The sequence below is a fragment of the Fibrobacter sp. genome (assembly GCA_024399065.1).
In the GTDB taxonomy this organism is placed as follows: Bacteria; Fibrobacterota; Fibrobacteria; order Fibrobacterales; family Fibrobacteraceae; genus Fibrobacter.
Genome location: JAKSIB010000002.1, coordinates 170,583 through 190,102, shown reverse-complemented (window position 1 = coordinate 190,102; position 19,520 = coordinate 170,583). Strand labels below are relative to the sequence as shown.

The following is a 19,520-nucleotide window of genomic DNA, read 5'->3' as shown; positions in this document are numbered from 1 at the left end:
TTCGTCTCATACTTCATAATTCATAATTGAAAAGAAAAATGAACTCTTCGGAGTTCATTTTTCTTTTCTAGCCTGAAGGGGCGGAAAATATCCCTGCTGTCTCAAAGTGGCGAGAACCTTCATTTGGTTTGGAAGAGTTTCGTTCAAGAGTTCGTCGGTGACGAAGGGTGGGATTCTTTTTTGCGGATGAAATTCACGGGGCAATTCGGAGTAATCTCCCAGCTGCCATGCCACCATCATTTTCTGGATAAAGTCAGCCCAGGGAAATTGGTCCTGGGGTGTCAAGAAGAAACGTGCGGGCTTCTTTCCGTCCTTGCCTTCCAGCAGCAAGCTGCCATCGCGAAAGCAGGAAAAAAGCACAGCCTGCCTCTCTTCATTTTGAGTGGCAGGCTGTGGAGGAATGACTAGGATAAGCTTCAACGTGAGCCTACTAGGCGGCAAGTTCGCGCTGAATCTGAACGTACTGGTAGCTAGAAATGGCAGTGATGCGCAAGACCAATTCGCGGGTAACGCCGGCCTTGATCAATGCCTTTGCATACTGGATTCTATTGGGGGACATGGTGAACCTCGCACGTCTGTGGTTAGCCTTAAATTACACTATCAAACTTACATATTTTTTTTGACATTTCAATGTCAAAAATGAGGACGTAAAATTCCAAAGAAATCTACATCACACTGTTTTCTAACAAAACGTTGAATATCAACGTTTTAACGCGTTTGAATTACGGATAAATTAGTGTGATTTAAATCATTCCGTTTTAGACTATTCCATTCAGGACGGGAAAAGCCTTTCGGTAACTAATTAATGACGAGATGTCCAACGAGTTATGAACAACCTCTTCACAATTGCAACTTCCGCGGGAAATCACTTCGCCTTGTGGGGTGATAATCATGGAGGTTCCGCCCAGTCGATTCTTTTCGTCGACGTTGCTATTTTCGCCTGCGGAAACCGCATTGACTGCTGCAATGTAGACTTGATTTTCGATGGCGCGGGCCTTCAGCAAAGTTTCCCAATGTTCAATTCTGACCTTGGGCCAGGCGGCTTGAACAGTGATCAGCTGGGCGCCTTTCTTGACTGCGCTTCGAAACAATTCCGGAAAGCGTAAATCGTAGCAAATGACGCTGGAAACGTTCCATTCGTTAATTTCAAACAAACTAACATCTGCGCCGGATTCGAATTCGTCAAATTCGGGAAAGAAGGGATGAACCTTGTTGTAGCCTGTGTATTCGCTGACGTTGCCTGGAAGGTAAACGCTGCTGTGGTTTGTCAGTTTTCCACTGGCATTGCGGCCGATGCCCGCTCCCATTACTGCGCAGCCTGTTTCATTTGCCAGCTCGCTTAAAAAGCGTGCGGTGGCGCTTGCGTCTGCGTTGCTGAAGTCTTCGGCGAATTCCGCGGGATTCTTAGGGATGTATCCGGTGGAGAACATCTCTGGTAGGATTATGAGACCGTTTTTTTGTAGATTAACCTTGGCCAGGAGCTTTCGCACCTTGTCAAAGTTTCCGCAATCCATTTGTACCAAGAATACATCTAACATAGTCATCAAGATAAAAAATTTATTCTAATTTGTTTATTATGAAAGTCCGTTCTCTTTTGTTGCTGATTGTTCTTGCGGTAAGCTATACTTTTGCTGCGACCAAGACTCTTATTATTGGTGTTGTTTTGGAAGCGGAATCAGACCTTCCTATCAAGGATGTGATGATCGCCTACCAGTCTGGGAAAAAGGTGGGTGAGACCAATTCCGATGGTCGTTTCGAATACACCGTAGATTCCAAGAACGCCTCCTTGATTTTCAAGAAGGATGGCTTTGATAGTGTACTTGTGGAACTGCAGGACTTTGCCGATTTGACGGACATGGTGGTCACTCTTTCTACCAATGTTCGTAACCTTGGTGCAAGCACCATTATCGGTGGCGGTGAAGAAAAGGTTCAGTGGAATGTGGAACGTAAGGTTAACCTGGACAAGTTGGAAGACGCTGCAGGCATGCGCTTCGATCTTACGGAACATTTGAGCCAGATGCCGGGTATTTCCGGCCAGAAGGATTTTAGCAACGCTTTGTATTATGACGGTTCCCGCGCCAGCGACGTGGCCTACCATCTGGGCCGTTTGCGTATTCCCAACATGCGTCATTTGGATGTTGGCTTCCCGGGCAACTTGTCTGTGGTGAATCCTCATACCTTGAGTGGTATTGAAGTTCATGATAACTATGGCGAGGGCCCCATTGGCCAGGGCTTGGCAACTTCTGTGCAGTACATTCCTGAACAGACCAAGGGCGACTGGGGCGCTAAGCTCTCTGCTGGTATTACCATGCGTGAAGTTGTTGTCGATGCTCCGTGGCTTTTCTGGGACAGCTTCCGTTTTGCCTTCCGTATGCTGGATGGCGACATGTTGCAGAATCTTGGCGAAAAGTTTTTCTCTGAATTCCGCAAGCGTACTGACGAGTGCAAGGATTGCAAGGTAAAGAATTCCGATCCCTTCGATCTTAATGCGATGGATTTCTACACTCAGTTGAACGGCTCCGATAGCAATGGTAACACTTGGGCGTTGAGAGCCCTGTACAGCTCGGATGACTACAGCATCCATCAGGATACGACTCACTCCTTTGCGGTCGATCCTAAGGCTATTGACATTATTGAAGGCGTCCAGTCCTACTTGGTTATTGGTGCGGAATATGAATCCCGTTTTGGTACAAGCTTCCATGCCGGTTTTGTCCAGGAACATCTTGGCGATACCTTGCGCGATACCATTGGTTTCCGCCCGGCTTCTGACCCTTCTAAGCTTGAAGACATTACCAGAACATTTATTGATAGTTATGAATACACTCATAGCACAATTACTGTGGGTGCCGACAAGGGTTTTGGTACGTTCCTTGGCTCTGACCTCAGTGGTGCTTTGCTTTATGAACATCAGATTTTGGATCGAAGCTATCCTGATTTTGGAACCATCCAGTCCGATGATTACATGACGGGCGTTATTTCCGGCGTAGCCCGCTTGAATTGGAAGGATGATTTCTCCCAGAAGATTTTGTCTGTGGGTGCTGTGGCGGACTGGACTGGTCACGACGCTTTGCCTACTGCTTCCTTTGATTTCCAGCAGAATCTTTCAAAGACCGATACTGCTTACTGGCGCATGTTTGCCAACGCAGCTTTCCGCGGTGACTGGAAACCTTATTACGACAATGGTGACCTGGTTGGCCGTTTGGAATCTGGTACTTCTGCAAAGATTGGCGGTGGCTATAATTCCAAGTATCTTGTTGCTCAGGCTTCCGCTTTTGGCCGCTACTACCACAATCCCTTGCTGCCCTTGCCGAAGGCCTATGCTCAATACAACGACGTAACACCCATTGACTATGCCTGGGTTCTTGGCGCTAGCGGCTCTGTGGAATATAAGACCTCTCACCATTTCTCCATGGCGACGAACATTAGCTCAGTCTATGGCGAATATGAATTGGAAGGTGATGGTTCCCTGCCTTGGGAAGCTAACTCCCGTTTGGACATCGTTTCCCATTTCCGTTACTATCCGCGCAAGGACTCTATCATCTCTGTGATCTTGACTCACCATGCAGCCCTGCATCGTCCGCTGTACTACTATGCAATTACTCCGTCCAAGGATGGTAATGTTGGTACCCGTGAGCTGAAGGACTTGAATAAGTTCACTGATATGTTCCGCACGGATTTGCGTGTCAATTTGGATATTGCAAAGAAGAAGTTCTGGTTTAACAGCGCACGTTTCTATCTTGAAGTGGATAACCTCTTTGCAAATCTCGATGTGGGCGCCTTGCGCTTCCTGGGTGGAGAAAATGCCCGCGAACGTTCCTGGGTTACTCGCGATAGGGACAACAAGTTTTCGAATGGATACGAACTGGTTCCTTTCATGGCTAAGGGCATGGGCTTGTTCTTCCAGTTCGGTGTAGAAGTAGATTTGGGAACGTAATCCTCCTAAGGTTTGTGGGGCTCGGCTCCGGATATGAAAATGCTTTTCGAAATGATGGCTAGGACTGTTGTCGCTCTTGGAATCTTGAGTGTAATGTCCTTTGCGGACCCGACCTATGCCACCGACGTGAAGTTCGAACCGGCGAAACCTGAAAAGCCGTTACGTTATTGTTCATCGGTAAAACAATGGATTGCCTACGCCGAGGCGGACACCAGCCTTGTGGAGATTACACGTTTGAAGGGCCTGCAGATGGACCTGCGTTACGGTACCTTCAATAACGTTACCGGTCATGATTTGTATTGCGGTGTACAACGTGCCTTCGTCCGTAAGGATGCCTATGTAAAGCTAAAAAGGACCATCGCCATTATGGAGAAGGATATGCCTGGCTCCAAGTTGGTGATCTTTGACGCTGCTCGACCCATCTATGCCCAGGCTGCGTTAAAGAGGATGGTGGCGGGAACGCCCTATTCCCATTACGTTTCTTCGCCGGTGAAAGGTGGCTTGCATAACTTTGGCTTGGCTCTTGACTTGAGCATTACAGATGCTGAAGGAAACCTGCTGGACATGGGAACGGACTTTGACTCCTTTGAGCGTTGCGCGGGCTTGGTGGGGGAGGCTGATGCTTTGAAGAGTGGCCGCCTTACGCAGGAACAGATTGATAACCGTAACAAGCTTCGTGCTATTATGAAGAAGGCGGGTTGGGTACCGCTGAATAGCGAGTGGTGGCATTTCAATGCGTACACCCGTGAATATACCTACGAGAACTTTGAAAAGTTCGGAATATAATTTCAATGAAAAAGCCGCCCTGAAGAGGACGGCTAAAATTTTATGCGCAAAAAAGTTTATGCGCATAAAAGTTTACGCGTTAAAAAGTTTATGCCTCGGGATTTTATGCGCCGGGAAGGACCTTGATGCTAGCGCGTTTGAGGCGGTCGTTCAGTGCCATGCCTACGCCCACATTGGGAATGGGGTCCACGAGGATCAAATCGTATTCGGGCAAATCCAGGTCGTGCATGAAGGCGTACAGCTTCGCGGTTGCTTCCAGCATGTCGCCAGATTCGGACAGATTCAGGGTGGCAGGAATAACGCCTGCCTGCTTGCCGAAAGCGATGCGCACGGTGTGTTCTGGCAGTTTTGTACCTGCAGGCACTTCGCCGTAGAACAGCGGAACTTGCGGGCGGTAATGGGTGTCGCACTGACCCGGGGCTGCCATGGGCTGGCCCGGCTTGGACGTAGATTCCTTGATGGCCACCTTGCCGAGAACTTTCTCTACCATCTCCGGGGTGATGGCACCCGGGCGTAGCACCGTAGGTGTTTCGCCGACGAGAGAAATGATTGAACTTTCCACACCCACTTCGCAGGGGCCGCCGTCCACAATGCCTGCGATACCGCGGTCGGCCAGCTGGTCTGCCACGTGCTGAGCCGTTGTGGGGCTTACGTGCTTGAATAGGTTTGCGCTAGGGGCAGCCAGAGGCACGCCTGCCTTACGGATGATTTCCTGTGCCACAGGGTGAGACGGGAAACGTACGGCAACAGAAGGCAATGCGCTGGTGCAAAGGTCCGGAATGCAATCCTTCTTGGGAAGGATCAGCGTCATAGGGCCGGGCCAGTAGGCTTCTGCCAACTTGTAGGCTGCTTCGGGAATGTCCTTGGCCACGTCCTTCAACTGTGCCACGTCGCAGATATGGACGATTAGCGGGTCGAAGGTGGGACGTTCCTTGATGGCGAAGATCTGTGCCAAAGCCTTGGGCTCATAGGCGTTGCCTGCGAGACCGTAAACAGTTTCGGTAGGAATGCCGACAACTTGGCCTTCAGCCAGCAATTTGGCTGCTTCGTCAACAGATGTCCAAGGAGGAAATTTCATGGACTGCAATTTAGAAATTTGCTTTGAAAAAGCAAGAACAAAAAAGGATGGCCCGATGGACCATCCTTAAATTGTTTCGCGTTTAGCGATTAAGCGTTTTCAGCGGGAGCTTCTGCGCTTGCATCTGCTGCGGGAGCGGATTCGTCAGCCTTCGGTTCGTCCTTGCGGCCGAATGCGAAAACCTTGTCGCAGGCGGTGTTGAATCGGTTCCAGGTCTTTTCGGAATGTTCGCGAGGAACTGCTCCCACTTCCTTCCAGAGGCGGCGGAGGTGCTTGACCTTGTTCATAGATGCGCCAACAGTAGCTTCGCTCAAGTCGGTGAGCAAGTCTTCTGCCTGTTCGCAGAGCAACAACTTCTTCTGAAGGTTGTTCTGACGAGCCTGTTCCTGAATGTCCAGCTGGTCGCGACGACGAGTGAAGAAATCGTCACAGACTTCGCGGAAGGTCTTGTAGAGGCTCTGATCTTCAGCACCGCAGGAACCGATTTCGCGCCATTCCTTCTGGGTTTCGCGAACGGCGTCGGCCAACTGGTTGGAACCAGCGCTTTCACAGAACTGACGGACCTTTTCGATCATTTCCTGCTTCTTGGCTTTGACTTCGTCGAGGGCTGCGGAGAGGGTTGCGTCTGCCTGGGCGAGGCGGGTGAGGATCTTGTTGTGGATTGCATTGAAGCGGTCGCTGATCTTTTCGATAGCTTCCTTGGGAACCATGCCCTGTGCCTTGAATTCTGCTTCTGCAGCCTTCAATTCGTCCAAAGTAAGAGTTGCTTCGCCTGCTTCCATCTTTTCACAGATGGCGTTCTTGGCGTCGAGATTCTTCTGCTTGCTTGCATCCATTTCTTCGAAGTGGGTGCGCTTCTTTTCAAAGAAGCTATCGCAAGCGGTGCGGAAGCGGGTCCAAATTTCGTCGGACTTGCTCTTAGGTACCGGGCCGGAGGCCTTCCATGCATCCTGAAGCTGCTTCAGCTTGTTGGAAGTAGCATTCCAGTCGGTGGATTCGATAAGTGCTTCGGCTTCTTCGCAGAGAGCCACCTTCTTTTCGTAGTTGGCTTCGCGGGACTCGTCTTCCTGCTTGACATTTTCCTTATGCTGTGCGTAGAAGGAATTGACTGCGGCCTTGAAACGTTCGGTGAGGGCTGCAACATTTTCCTTCGGCACCATTCCGATGTTCTTCCAGGATTCCTGGAGTTCCTGCATGGTCTTGAACTTGTCCTTCCAGAAAATTTCTGCGTTGGCAACAAGTTCTTCAATCTTCTGGCAGAGGGCTTCCTTGTCGGCCAAGTTCTTGAGACGTTCTGCATTCATTTCTTCAATGAAGGATGCGCAATTGGTCTTGATCTTTTCGTAGTTAGCCTGGAAACGTTCCTGCATAGCCTGGTACTTGTCGGCAGACACGCGGCCGATTTCCTTCCAGCGGTTGGAAAGTTCACGGAGCTTGGAGAGAACAGCCTGGCTGGGAGCTTCGTTGGTGAGAGCGTCCATTTCGGTGAGAAGGTCGTCGCGGTCCTTTTCGTTGTGCCAGTTTTCCCACTGCTGCATTTCCTGGAAGCGGGCGGTTGCTGCCTTGTATTCCTGCCACAGGTCGTGGTACTTGAACTTCTGCTCGCCGACGATTTCCTTCCACTGGTTGTAGAAGTCACGAACCTTCTTGTTGATTTCGGTGAAGTTTTCGTTTTCGTCCAAGGCCTTAACCTTTTCGATGATGGCCTTGAGCTTTGCGGAATTTTCTTCAACAATCTTCTGTGCGCTTTCATTGAAAGCGGAAATCTTTTCGGATAGCTTGTTGCGAAGTGCGTTGTAAGACTGGAGGGTGGGGTCTTCGCCTTCGAGAAGCGGAAGCTTTTCCCATTCGCGGACGATGGCGTGCAAGTGTTTGCCGGTAGATTCGTTCACGTCGGTTTCGGAAAGAGCCTGGAGACGTTCCAGCAATTCCGGACGGGCGGATTCGTCTGCAGCAGTTTCTGCGGACGTTTCTGCAACTTCAACAACCTTCTTGGATTCCTGGACCTTGAAGTAGGCGTTGTTGAAACGCTTGATGAGGCTTGCTTCCATGATGGACTTGCCTTCGGTCCAGTCGCTCATGATGGCGGAGACGCGGTCAGCGCTGTCGGCAAGCTTGCCTTCCGCAATGATCTGTTCCAATTCTTCGAGTTCAGAAGCGAGGCTCTGAATCTTTGCCTGCTTTTCAGCTTCGGCCTTGGCTGCGGCCAACTTTTCTGCATTGAGTTCGTCGCAGAACTTGTTGAAGCTGGCGTAAACTTCGTTGAGGGTGGGCTGGAATTCGCCCATGCCGATTGCGGCGGCGTCCTTCATCAAGTCGTCGAACTGAGCCTTGACGCTCAGCGGGTCCTTGCTTGCGGCGAGGCTATGTGCCTGACCGATCAAAGCTTCGCGCTTGCTCTGGAGAAGTGCTGCGGCCTTCTTGCCACCGTCTTCTGCTTCCTTCTTGGCGCGGATCTTGTCGGCGATCAACTTGCGGACAGAGTTGTGCTTGGACTTCTTGGTCAAATCCTGCATGAGGGATTCGGAGGTCACCTTTTCAGCTGCGGCCAAAGCGATCTTTTCGCTGGCATCGTTGGATGCGACAGCGGCGAGGATGCTGGACTTGTTGCAAAGCTTCACCAACTCGGCGCGAACGATTTCGCTGGTGATGGAGGACTTCAAAAGATCTTCTGCATAATGGGAATCTTTGAGCTCGACAGCCAATGCCAATTCCTTTTCGGAAGGATTGGTTGCATTCTTAAGGATCTTAACCACTTCGTCCAGGTAACGGTTTGCAGCGAGGCGACGGATGTTGTCGTCACTGTCAGACTTGGAAATCTTCTGAAGTGTTTCGACGACGGTCAACTTCTTGACTGCAGCGGTACGTACCTTAACATCAGGGTCGGAACTGGCCAGGCTTTCAATAATGTCCTGATCTTCGACTTCCGTTTCTACGGCAGCTGCACGTACAGCGGGGTCGGATTTTTTCCAGTTTGCCTTCATAAAATCAAATAAGCTCATAATATCTCCAATAGGTAGGTAAATCCGTATACCGGATTTATAGTTATAATCTAAATAAAAAAAGTTTTTTGAAAAAAAATTTCCCTAAAAAAGAGGGGTTTTTGATGGGTTTAACTATCTTTGACTCCGTGGCAAAGCGAATCCCCAAAATTATCCCTCCCGAGGAAGTTCATCTCAAGGTCAAATCATCTCAGTTGACCTGTTTTTGCGAGGTGTACATTCCCTTGGCTCCTGCGGTTTATACCTACGGGGTTCCACAGGGTGTTTCGTTGCAGAGGGGAGATTTGGTGTGGGTTCAGTTTGCCACCCGAAAGAAGCCTGCCTTGGCTGTTGTTTCCAAGGTTCACCAGGATCGCCCGAATTTTGATGTTCGCCTGGCTTGCCCCCATCAGTCGGGATTCAAGTTCAGCGAACGTTATATGGAAAATCTGGAATGGGTGGCGAGGTACTATATCTCCACGCCCATGAAGGCCCTGTTTGTTTTCTGGCCTGCGGATTTTGAGAAGTTCCTGGAAGCGCTGGCATTTGAAAAGAGTTCGACGGAAGAAGGCTCTGGTGATGCTGCCGAGAAAAACGGCTCGGAAAATTCCGCTCTGAAAATGTTGCCGAAACCGGACCTGCCTCCCTTGACTTTGGAACAAAGTAACGCTCTGCAATCCTTGGTTGCAGATTTGGATGGAACAGGTTTTCGCGGAACTTTGCTTCATGGTGTCACGGGTTCTGGAAAAACCAGAGTTTATCAGGAACTGGCCTACGAGGCCTTGAAACAGGGCAAGAAGGTTTTGATTCTTGTTCCTGAAATTGGGCTTACTCCCCAGACGGCGGAACGTTTTGAATCCTTCTTACAGGTGCCTGTGGTTGTGCTGCATTCGGCGCTTTCCGCCCCCAAGAAGCGTAATGGCTATGTGGCTATTATGAACGGCTCTGCCCGCGTGGTGCTGGGTACCCGAAGCGCTATTCTTGCACCTTTTGATTTTGACTTGGTGATTCTGGATGAAGAACATGATTCGTCCTTTAAGCAACAGGATCCCGCCCCGCGGTACCATACCCGCGAACTGGCGTTCCATTTAGCACATAAGCATGGCGCCCTTGTGGTTCTTGGAAGTGCGACTCCTAGTCTTGAAACCTACAATAACGTGGCTGCGGGCCACCTGAAGGTTTTACGCTTGAAAGAGCGTGCGACCCAGGCTCCATTGCCTGATGTAAGCGTTGTGGACATGGGAAAGGTGCGTCAGCAGAAAGGCATCTTGCTGTCGCCGAAACTTCGCGAGGCGTTGTCAGAGTGTGTTGCCGCTGGCGACCAGGCCATAGTTTTGATGAATCGACGTGGCTACTCGAAAATTCGAGTTTGTACGGAATGCGGTGAAACGCTTTACTGCAAGAACTGCCATATTCCTCTGGTGTATCACAAGCAGTATGGTTCCCTTATGTGCCATTACTGCGCCACGCTTTACCCGGTGAACTCTCCCTGTAGCGCTTGCGGTGCGGAGACTTATGAGTTTATCGGTGGCGCTATTGAAATGCTGGAAGAAGAAATCCAGGAATGGGTGCCTGGTGCCAAAGTCATCCGCATGGACCGTGACACAACTCAGAACGTGGGCGCCACCGAAAAGATTCTTGACTCCTTCCGCAACCGTGAATACAACATACTCCTCGGGACGCAAATGGTGGCCAAGGGCCATGATTTCCCAGGTGTGCACCTGGTTGGGGTCGTTGGCGCAGACACTGGGCTTGGAATTCCCGACTTTAGAGCGACGGAACGTATGTTCCAGTTGCTGAGTCAGACTGCAGGTCGCGCGGGTCGTGCAGAAGACTCCACGGGTCAGGTGTACATACAAACGCTAAAGCCCTCGGAACCTGTTATGCAGTTCGCCATTTCCCACGACTTTGAAGGATTCGCCCAGAAGGAAATTGGAGATCGGCGCGACGCATTCTACCCGCCGTTCTGCAAGCTTGTCGAAATCAGTTGCGGAAGCCGCGACGAACAGCTTTTACGCAATACGGTAAACCGCTTGGAACAAATGCTCCGTGCAGAAAAGTCCCTGATGGTCCTTGGACCTGTGGATGCATTTATTTCCATGGTCCAGAATGTTCATTGGGTGAAACTGTATATAAAAACTGCGGACCTGAATCCAGTCCGCAGAGTGCTAAATCCCGTTGTCAACTGTGCGAAACCTTGGGTTCCTGGCGTCGACATAAAGGTCGAAATTGATTAAATGATACAAGGGGCTTGACCCCTTGTTTTTTATTTCTTCAAAATAGCGCGGAGTTCGTCTGCAGCTTTCTGAAGGTCATCGTTGACGATGACGTATTCGTACTTGCCCTTGGTCTTGGCAAATTCCACTTCCTTCTTGGCGTTTGTAAGACGGAGCTGGATGACTTCTTCGGAATCGGTACCACGACCGCGGAGACGGCGTTCCAGTTCTTCGTCGCTGGGCGGCAAAATCAAGATGCCGGTTGCGTCGGGATAAACCTTGTCGAAGTTCACCTTGCCGAAAACGTCCAGGTCGAACAACACGCGATTGCCCTCGGCGAGAGTCTGTTCCACGAAACTCTTGGGAGTGCCATAATAGTTACCGTGGACTTCGTTCCATTCAATCAAACCGTCGTTCTTGATCAGTTCTTCAAATTCTTCGCGAGTCTTGAAAAAATAATGGACTCCGTCTACTTCGCCGACTCGGGGCTTGCGGGTGGTTGCGGAAATGGAATACTTGATGTCCGGAAAATCGGGAAGCACTTCCTTCTGTAAAGTAGATTTACCTGCGCCGCTAGCGGAACTCATTACAAATAGTTTGTTTTTCATGATTAATCCTGTTTCTTGTCTTCAATGTACAGAGGACGCTGCTTTACTTCGTCGTAAATGCGGCCGATATATTCACCGAGAATGCCGATGGTCATCAGCTGAACGCCAGAGAAGAAGACGATGGCAGTCATGAGGGAGGCCCAGCCCGGAACGGTTGTTGCGGGGGAAAGGAACTTCTCGAGGATGGACCATACGAAAATGCCGAAGCCAACCAAGGTGGCGAAAATGCCCATGTAGAAACTAATCTTCAGCGGGGCGGAGCTAAAGCCGGTAATGCCGTCCAAGGCGAGACGGACCATTTTCTTCAGCGGGTACTTGGATGTACCTGCGGTGCGTTCTGCACGATCGTACTTGACGCCAATCTTCTTGAAACCAACCCAGCAAACCAAGCCGCGGAGGAAACGGCTACGTTCCGGCAAGTTCTTCAACTGGTCTACGACACAGCGGTCCATAAGGCGGTAGTCACCAGTATCAGGGGGGATATCAATGCTGGTGAGTTTGCCGATAATGCGGTAGAATGCGAATGCGGTAAAGCGCTTGAAGATGGTTTCGCCGGCACGCTTGTTACGCTGGGCGTAAACAACCTGGTATCCTTCGCGCCACTTTTCCAGCATTTCGTGGATGAGGCTAGGCGGGTCCTGCAGGTCGCCGTCGATAATCACCACGGCGTCGCCGGTAGCCTTGTCCAGACCTGCGCTGAATGCGGCCTGGTGGCCGAAGTTACGGCTGAAGTTCACAAGCTTGTTGTGCGGAGTGGTGGGGAGGAGACCTTCGAGAATTTCACGAGTCTTATCCTTGGATCCGTCGTTCACGAAAATCAGTTCGTGTTCCACATCCTTCAATTCTTCTTCCAGGACCTTGAAGGTAGTGGCGACGATTTCTTCTTCGTTATAAAGAGGTACGATTACAGAAAGTAACATAATTGCCTACGGGATAAGTACAGGTTGAATAAAGTCGACGTGGCTGCAGTTGATGCCGTCCACAGGACGAGATTTAAGAGTCAGTTTTTGAACGTCCTTTACGCGGGCGGTAATCGTCTGGATGATTCCGTTCTGGAAAGGCTGGGACTGGGCGAGGAGATTTCCGTCACCCCAAATTTCAATGAACACGCCGTCGCTACAGATGGATTCGTCGTCCAAGGCGTAGCTTGTACGGAAGCTGGAATATTTGCCTTCGATATTGTAAACAGTTTCGGAAGATGCGTGTGTGCCAAGGCCGTTGTCGTAAGTGTTGCTGTTGACTGTGAACTTGTGGCCTTCAATGGTCTGATTGAAACCCATCGATCCCCAGTCCTGCTTATGACTTTCGTACTTCAAGTCTGCAAGATTGACAACTCCGTCTGCAGCGTTGAAGTAAGTCTTATTGACGTTGGCAATGATCTTTCCGGAATTTCTGTTGGTAATGATGAAACGGATGTTGCTGTATCCGGGTGGCAGGGTGTCAATGGGAAGGGCGAAAGTGGCTTCGCCGAATTCGTACTTGCCGAACTGCATGCTTTTGTTGTTCAGAACAATGCGCAAATCCCAATCGCCTGCGGCTTCACCGTTTTCCTTGAGATTGTAGTTGAACTTGACGGAATCAACGACAATCTTGTTGACGTCGGTGTTTTCTTCCATTTCATTCAAGTTCAGCTTTTCTTCGGGAACGGCTTTGCTGAGGGTTGGTTCATCAATTACAATGATGTTCTTGGGATTGAAATTCTTGCGGCCATTGAACTTGGCGATTTGAACCCAGTAATTGTTGGTGACAAGGATGTTTTTCACGCCATCCATGTCCATTTCTCGTTCGAAAATATCGCAAGTTGTTGGAATACGATGTTCTACAGCCTTCTTATGGTAGGTCTTGCTGTCCCAACAATCCAGGCCGCGGATGTAGTAGACTTCGCCATTGTACTTGTTAATGAGTTCCTTAAGGCCGTCATCGTTTAATTTACGGGCTCTGTCGTAGTGGATAGAAGAAATGCCGTAACCGACGAAGTGCCAGGGTCTTCCGTAAATGAACAAACGCTCTGCCTTGGGCTGTTCCTTCAACCAACTGAGAATTTCGTGTTCCTCGATGGTCAAATGGTTGCGGTTGTACATAATGTTGTTATTGAAAGATTCCTTGTAGTGGGCAGTCCATCCGGCAAAGCACAAGGCAACAATAACGCCTGCAATAAATGTTCCCTTGAACAAGGTTTTTTCGGGAACGGAGTATTTCATGGTGGCTTCAATCAGGTGGGCGACGGGAAGGGCTCCCAGGAAAGCCATGGTGGGAAGCATCACCAAGCTATAGCGTTGGTTGATTTCGATGCCGAAATCGCCGGAGACGTTTTCCAGAATCACATAGGTCTGAATGTGGTAAAGAATGACGAAGGCGAGAACCTTCAAATAGAAGTAGTTCTTCTTGGTGGCATCGTAGATGGCTCGAACAATCAGGTAAATGCCGCCGGCTGCAAACAGGTAGTTAAAGTAGGAAAGGAAGGGGTTGGCCAGTTCGCCGTTTTCCTTGAGAGGCTGGGTCATGACTTCCCAGTTACGTTTTACGTCTTCAAGGAAGTGGCCGTGGGCTTCGAATTCTCCACCTTGGAAACCGAATCCCTGGAAGTAGCTGATGGTCAGGAGGACCGGAGCGGTGAAAACGGAAAGAATGACGAAGAAAACGGGAGTCTTTGCGCCTTTCTCGTCCAGCAGCTTGGGGAGGGCCATCAAAATGAAGGGTGCAAAGCAGAAAACAGTTTCTTGACGGGTCTGGGCGAAGAATGCGAGGATCAGAGCGCTCAATGCCCAATGCTTGACGGTGTTACGGTCGTAAGCCCACTTGAAGGTGAATAATGCGAGGGCGGAGAGGAAAATATAGAGGGGTTCCACGGACATGGAACGGAACTGGAAAAGTACGGTGGGCTGTAGGCCGGTCAGGAGGGCTGCGAAGAAGGCCAAAAGAGGCTGCTTTGTCCAGGCGACCACCGCGAGGAACATTAAAAGTACTGCCAGCGGGAGCATCAGCAGTTCTGCGGAGAACACCCAATGAAGGTCGGTTCCCAGGAAGGGCATGCCCAACAGGTACAGGAAGGAGAGACCCTTGGTCTTGAAACTGTTGGAGGTGGCGACGCAGTTCAGGTTGCCGTTTTCAAAATAACCCTGGTTGCAAGTTCCAGTCTGCTGGTTATAATACATGTTCTGGGCCACAGAAAGGAAAACGCTTTCGTCACTCTGAACGCGGTGGCGGGCTTCGATCTGTGTGCCGGCGAAAATGGCGATGGCGACTGCGAAAACAACGGCGAGAATGGAGTAGGACTTTGCCGGGAGAACATCCTTGCACCAGTCTCTCAGATCCTTGCGCAAAAGAACCAGAAGAACAATCCCTGCGATAAGCTGGATGAAGAACAGGGGCAGGGGAAGGTTCAGATCCAGATTCTGGATGGTAGCCTTATGGCCGATGTTCGGAGCCAGATAAATGAGGAACGGAACCGCAATGGCGACAATCAGCCCGAAGATGGTTCCGGGGTGAGCCAAGTTCTTTAAAAGACCTGTGACGAAGTTTTTCATTGTTCTCCTTTGGGTGTCTCCATAATATAGATAATACGAAAAAAAATATTCTTCCATCCCCCTTGCTTTTGCACTTTGATATTGGTAGTTTTATGCTTGTCCAATCGACGGCTAGATAGTAATACCGACACCGCCAAGTTCAGGGCCTAGGTCATGTTGGCCAGGGCGTTCGACAGAGGCAAACGATGGACATCAAGATTCTGCCGCAGCCAGATGACGTGACCTGCGGCCCCACGAGCCTCCACGCGGTCTATGCGCATCTTGGCTTAAACCTTTCCCTTCAACAACTCATCTCTGAAATCGAATTCCTTGAAGAAGGTGGTACCCTTGGGGTGTTCCTGGGTATCGACGCCCTGAAGCGGGGCTTTAAGGTTACCATCTATTCTTACAATCTCAAGATTTTCGACCCCAGCTGGAGCGGCCTCAAGATGCCGGAGTTGCGCGCAAAGCTCGTGCAGCTCCACAAGGCGAAGCATGCTCCAAAACTGAAGAAGGCTATCGAAGCCTATATTCGCTTTATTGACCTGGGTGGCACCGTGGCAACCGCTGACTTGCGGGCGACCATGTTCGAGAAGTATTTCAAGAAGAACGTTCCTGTTCTTTGCGGACTTTCGGCCACGTACCTCTACGGTTGCAAGCGGGAATACACCAACGAAAACAACCGCTCTGTGTTTGATGATATCATCGGGGATCCTTGCGGCCATTTCGTAGTGCTGTACGGCCTTGATGAAAAGAAACAGTTCCTGGTGGCGGATCCGGACTGCGCAAATCCTCTTTGCGGCGGCCCTTACTACAAGGTGGATAAGTTCCGACTGGTCCACAGTATTCTCCTTGGCGTCATGACCTACGACGGCAATGTTCTTGTAGTAGAAAAGTGATTAGTGACTAGTGATTGGTGGTTGCGGACATTTTTCTGCAATCCTGTTTACTAGCCACTAACCACTGCATACCCAAAATTTCCTATGAAAAAATTAATTGTTGTTTATAACCCGAAGAATTGGAAGCTTAATGTACCCGGCGTAGAAGTTGTTTCTGCCCAGGACTACCTTATTTCCCAAAAGTACAACAGTGACCGTAATACCCGTGTTTTCAACCTCTGCAGGGATTATAGTTACCAGAGCAAGGGCTACTATGTGTCCCTCTTGGCGGAAGCCCGTGGCCACAAGGTGATTCCTGGTGTCAAGAATATGCGTGATTTCAAGACCACTGCGGTGATCAAGCATATTTCCGACGAAATCGACAACTTGATTCAGAAGAGTCTACATAAGTTGACAGGAACCGAGTTCGTCCTGAGTATTTATTTCGGCCAGAATGTGAGCCCCCAGTACTTGGAACTTTCCCAGGAACTTTACCGTCTGTTCCAGGCGCCCCTTCTTCGTGCCAAATTCATCTTTAAGCAGAAATGGTTCATTCAGAGCATTCGCCCCATTTGCGTGGATGAAATTCCGGAAACCCACATGGAACTGGTGAACAAGTTCGCCCAAGAATACTTCGAAAAGAATCGTTACGCCACCAGCAAGGAAGAAGACTACTTGTATGACTTGGCCATTCTTACGAATCCTGAAGAAAAGGAGCCGCCCAGTAACGCCCAGGCTATCCAGAACTTCATCAAGGCCGCCGAAGAAACGGGTTTCCGTGTGGAACTGATTACCCGTAAGGATTACCACCGCGTCGGTGAATTTGACGCTCTGTTCATTCGCGAAACCACCAACGTCAATCATTACACTTACAGTTTTGCCCGCCGCGCACAATCCTTGGGTATCGCTGTCATCGATGATCCGGATAGCATCCTCCGCTGTTCCAACAAGGTGTACCTTCAGGAACTGATGCAGGCTGCAAAAATCCATACGCCAAAGACCATTATCGCCCATTCCGAAAATCGACACACCTTGGCCAAGGAAATCGGGTTTCCTATGGTGCTGAAGTCTCCGGATTCCAGTTTTTCCATGGGCGTGAAGAAGGTGACCAACAACGAGGAACTGGAAGATACGCTGAACAAGATGTTCGCGACCAGCGACCTTTTGATTGCCCAGGAATTTACCCCCACGGATTTTGACTGGCGCATTGGCGTGCTGGACGGAAAGCCTCTTTATGCCTGCAAATACTACATGGCAAAGGACCACTGGCAAATCTATAACTGGGCCAGCGAGGACAAGGATGAAATTTGCGGCATGTTCGACTGTCTGCCGATTGAAAATGTGCCTCATGGCGTTGTAAAGACTGCGCTTAAAATCTGCAGCATGATTGGCAACGGCTTGTATGGCGTGGATCTTAAGGAATGGAACGGACTCCCCATTGTAGTAGAAGTCAACGATAACCCCAGTATCGACGCGGGGATTGAAGATCAGGTCGGTAAAAGAAAAATCTACGCTGCCATCATGCGTTCCTTGCGCCACCGCATCGAAGACCGCCTGAACGCAGCCCAACAAAAACTACTTCAACACGAGAGAGCATTCTATCTATGAACTCCTACAAACTTTGGCAAAAATACGGCATCGAGATGGAATACATGATCGTTGACCGTGACAATTTAAATGTCCTCCCTCGTGCAGACGTGCCCCTGGGTCGTGATAAGAACGGCGAACAGCTTTCCGATGTGGAACACGGTAGCATTGGGCTTTCCAACGAGCTGGTGAGTCATGTTTTGGAATTCAAGTGCGCAAACCCCGTGGACCACCTGAAAAATCTTGGTGCCGCTTTCCATAAGGAAATCCTGCTGGCCAATGAGAAGCTGAAGTCCATTAACGCCATGCTCCTGCCTAGTGCAGCCCACCCCTTTATGGATCCTGCGGAAATGCAGTTGTGGGCATACGACTGCAATGAAATCTACGAGACCTACGATCGCATTTTCAACTGCAAGGGCCACGGTTGGGCAAACCTCCAGAGCACCCACATCAACCTGAGTTTCAATGGGGATGAAGAATTCGGGAAGTTGCATGCAGCCATTCGCGCCCTCTTGCCCCTGATTCCTGCCATCGCCGCTTCCAGCCCCTTCCTGGATGGAAAATACTGCGGTTACCTGGATGGCCGTATCGAAACTTACCGCCACAATCAGGATCGCATCCCCAGCATCGCAGGCATGGTGATTCCGGAAGCCGTATTCACCTACGACGATTACAACAAGCAGATTTTCGAGAAGGTGAAGGCGGATATCGCTCCCCACGATCCGGAGCATTTGCTGAATCATTTTTTCCTCAATAGTCGTGGCGCCATCGCCCGCTTTGACCGGGGTGCCGTGGAAATCCGTCTGGTGGACATTCAGGAATGCCCCGACGCCGACATCGCCATCGCTGAATGGGAAGTGGCGGTGCTGAAGGGTCTTACCGAAGGAGCTTTCACCGGGCTGGATTCTTCCTTCGCATTGAACCGTGTGAAAAAGCTGGAGACGGAAGCCCTCGCAAAAATCTTGCTGGACACCACCCGCTTCGCCGAAAAGACGATCATTCGCGACAAGAACTTCCTGCTAGCCTTCGGTATCGAAGCTTCCGAAATCACGGCAGGCGAACTCATCAAGAAAATCACCGCAAAAGTTCAGTCCAAGATTTCCGCCCACTCTCTGACTCTTCTCCAGAAAATGTTCAACCGCGGGACTCTCGCCAGCGCCCTGGTGAAAAACGTTGGGGCAAATCCGGGACGTGACGATTTTGTTTGCGAATACGGTCGCTTGGCCCGTTGCCTTGCAGAAAATACTTTGTACGACGTGGAGTAAGGTTCTCCGGGACACATATGTTTGATGATTTTAAGTTGATCGTTACTTGCGAACATGCTCGCAACGACATTCCTTCCTTTGCCCGTAATTTGGAAATTCCCCGGGAAATTCTGAATACCCATCGTGGATACGATATTGGGGCGGTGGAACTTTATGACGCCTTGGTGAGGAAATTGAAACCGGATTTCTATTCTGCAGGAAGATACAGCAGGCTGTTTATAGACCTGAATCGTAGCCTTTGGAATAAAAGTGTTTTCAGCGAGTTTTGGGAACATTGCGCTCCAGCTCCGTTGGCTGATGACCGCACTGTAGCTAAATATTATGCCTTGCGAAAAAAGGCTTTCGCTTACTACCTGGATTATCGAGATTCCCTGGAAAATTTTGTTGGATCGTCGGAAAAGCCCATTTTCCATTTGGCGATACACAGTTTTACGCCTGTGCTGGACGGAAAAGAAAGAAATGCCGATGTGGGAGTCCTTTATGATCCTAGTCGCCCCTTGGAGAAAGAAATTGCAGACGTAATCATCGATGAAATCCGGTCCCGCGCACCTGAATTGAAAGTCTGTCGAAATTACCCGTACCAGGGGAAAACTGATGGTTTGTGCACCGCCCTTCGAAAGATTTCCTCTTCCTATGCAGGCTTCGAAATAGAGTTCAACCAACGACTTTTTCGCTGATTTT

At 50.0% G+C, this 19,520-nt stretch carries 14 protein-coding genes; 7 read left to right on the top strand and 7 right to left on the bottom strand.

The annotated features are described in order from the left end of the window. Positions 1 to 54: 54 nt before the first annotated feature. Both MJZ25_01960 and MJZ25_01955 read right to left on the bottom strand, forming a co-directional pair. Positions 55 to 360 (bottom strand): hypothetical protein, encoded by a 306-nt coding sequence (locus tag MJZ25_01960; protein MCQ2122928.1) that lies wholly within the window; start codon positions 358 to 360, stop codon positions 55 to 57. Positions 361 to 758: 398 nt separating this feature from the next. Further along, a complete protein-coding gene (locus MJZ25_01955; GenBank protein MCQ2122927.1) occupies positions 759 to 1,544 on the bottom strand; it encodes a nitrilase in 786 nt (261 codons plus the stop codon). Positions 1,545 to 1,576: 32 nt separating this feature from the next. On the opposite strand from MJZ25_01955, the gene MJZ25_01950 reads away from it, so the two are divergent. Then, entirely contained in the window at positions 1,577 to 3,934 is a 2,358-nt protein-coding gene (locus tag MJZ25_01950) for a hypothetical protein (GenBank protein ID MCQ2122926.1), read from the top strand. 33 nt (positions 3,935 to 3,967) lie between these two features. Then, positions 3,968 to 4,720 carry a peptidase M15 gene (locus MJZ25_01945; protein ID MCQ2122925.1) on the top strand — a complete coding sequence of 251 codons (753 nt, stop codon included), beginning with the start codon at positions 3,968 to 3,970 and terminating at the stop codon, positions 4,718 to 4,720. Positions 4,721 to 4,823: 103 nt separating this feature from the next. Here the strand turns inward: MJZ25_01945 and MJZ25_01940 are convergent, their stop codons facing one another. Continuing rightward, on the bottom strand, positions 4,824 to 5,798 hold the full coding sequence (locus MJZ25_01940) for a threonylcarbamoyl-AMP synthase (GenBank protein MCQ2122924.1): 975 nt from the start codon (positions 5,796 to 5,798) through the stop codon (positions 4,824 to 4,826). Between the two features lie 89 nt (positions 5,799 to 5,887). After that, positions 5,888 to 8,800 carry a DUF349 domain-containing protein gene (locus tag MJZ25_01935; protein MCQ2122923.1) on the bottom strand — a complete coding sequence of 971 codons (2,913 nt, stop codon included), beginning with the start codon at positions 8,798 to 8,800 and terminating at the stop codon, positions 5,888 to 5,890. Positions 8,801 to 8,904: 104 nt separating this feature from the next. Here MJZ25_01935 and priA point away from each other — a divergent pair, with 104 nt between their 5' ends. Beyond that, complete coding sequence (gene priA / locus MJZ25_01930; GenBank protein ID MCQ2122922.1) at positions 8,905 to 11,016, top strand: primosomal protein N'; 2,112 nt, start codon at positions 8,905 to 8,907, stop codon at positions 11,014 to 11,016. A 29-nt stretch (positions 11,017 to 11,045) separates the two neighbouring features. On the opposite strand, the gene gmk is transcribed toward priA, so the two are convergent. From gmk to MJZ25_01915, 3 genes are read right to left on the bottom strand one after another with little or no spacing between them, the layout of a single operon-like run. After that, entirely contained in the window at positions 11,046 to 11,603 is a 558-nt protein-coding gene (gmk, locus tag MJZ25_01925) for a guanylate kinase (GenBank protein ID MCQ2122921.1), read from the bottom strand. Between the two features lie 2 nt (positions 11,604 to 11,605). Then, positions 11,606 to 12,523: a glycosyltransferase family 2 protein gene (locus MJZ25_01920; GenBank protein ID MCQ2122920.1), complete on the bottom strand. Its 918-nt coding sequence runs from the start codon at positions 12,521 to 12,523 to the stop codon at positions 11,606 to 11,608. A gap of 6 nt (positions 12,524 to 12,529) precedes the next feature. Continuing rightward, a complete protein-coding gene (locus tag MJZ25_01915) occupies positions 12,530 to 15,130 on the bottom strand; it encodes an NPCBM/NEW2 domain-containing protein (GenBank protein MCQ2122919.1) in 2,601 nt (866 codons plus the stop codon). 185 nt (positions 15,131 to 15,315) lie between these two features. Here MJZ25_01915 and MJZ25_01910 point away from each other — a divergent pair, with 185 nt between their 5' ends. The 4 genes from MJZ25_01910 (at position 15,316) to MJZ25_01895 (ending at position 19,516) form a co-directional block, all read left to right on the top strand. Further along, positions 15,316 to 16,008 carry a peptidase-C39 like family protein gene (locus tag MJZ25_01910; GenBank protein MCQ2122918.1) on the top strand — a complete coding sequence of 231 codons (693 nt, stop codon included), beginning with the start codon at positions 15,316 to 15,318 and terminating at the stop codon, positions 16,006 to 16,008. An 84-nt stretch (positions 16,009 to 16,092) separates the two neighbouring features. Further along, positions 16,093 to 17,595: a RimK family protein gene (locus tag MJZ25_01905; protein ID MCQ2122917.1), complete on the top strand. Its 1,503-nt coding sequence runs from the start codon at positions 16,093 to 16,095 to the stop codon at positions 17,593 to 17,595. Continuing rightward, entirely contained in the window at positions 17,592 to 18,839 is a 1,248-nt protein-coding gene (locus MJZ25_01900) for a glutamate-cysteine ligase family protein (protein ID MCQ2122916.1), read from the top strand. The genes MJZ25_01905 and MJZ25_01900 overlap by 4 nt, the downstream gene beginning before the upstream one ends. Positions 18,840 to 18,856: 17 nt before the next feature. Continuing rightward, on the top strand, positions 18,857 to 19,516 hold the full coding sequence (locus MJZ25_01895; GenBank protein ID MCQ2122915.1) for an N-formylglutamate amidohydrolase: 660 nt from the start codon (positions 18,857 to 18,859) through the stop codon (positions 19,514 to 19,516). The last annotated feature ends 4 nt before the right edge of the window (positions 19,517 to 19,520 follow it).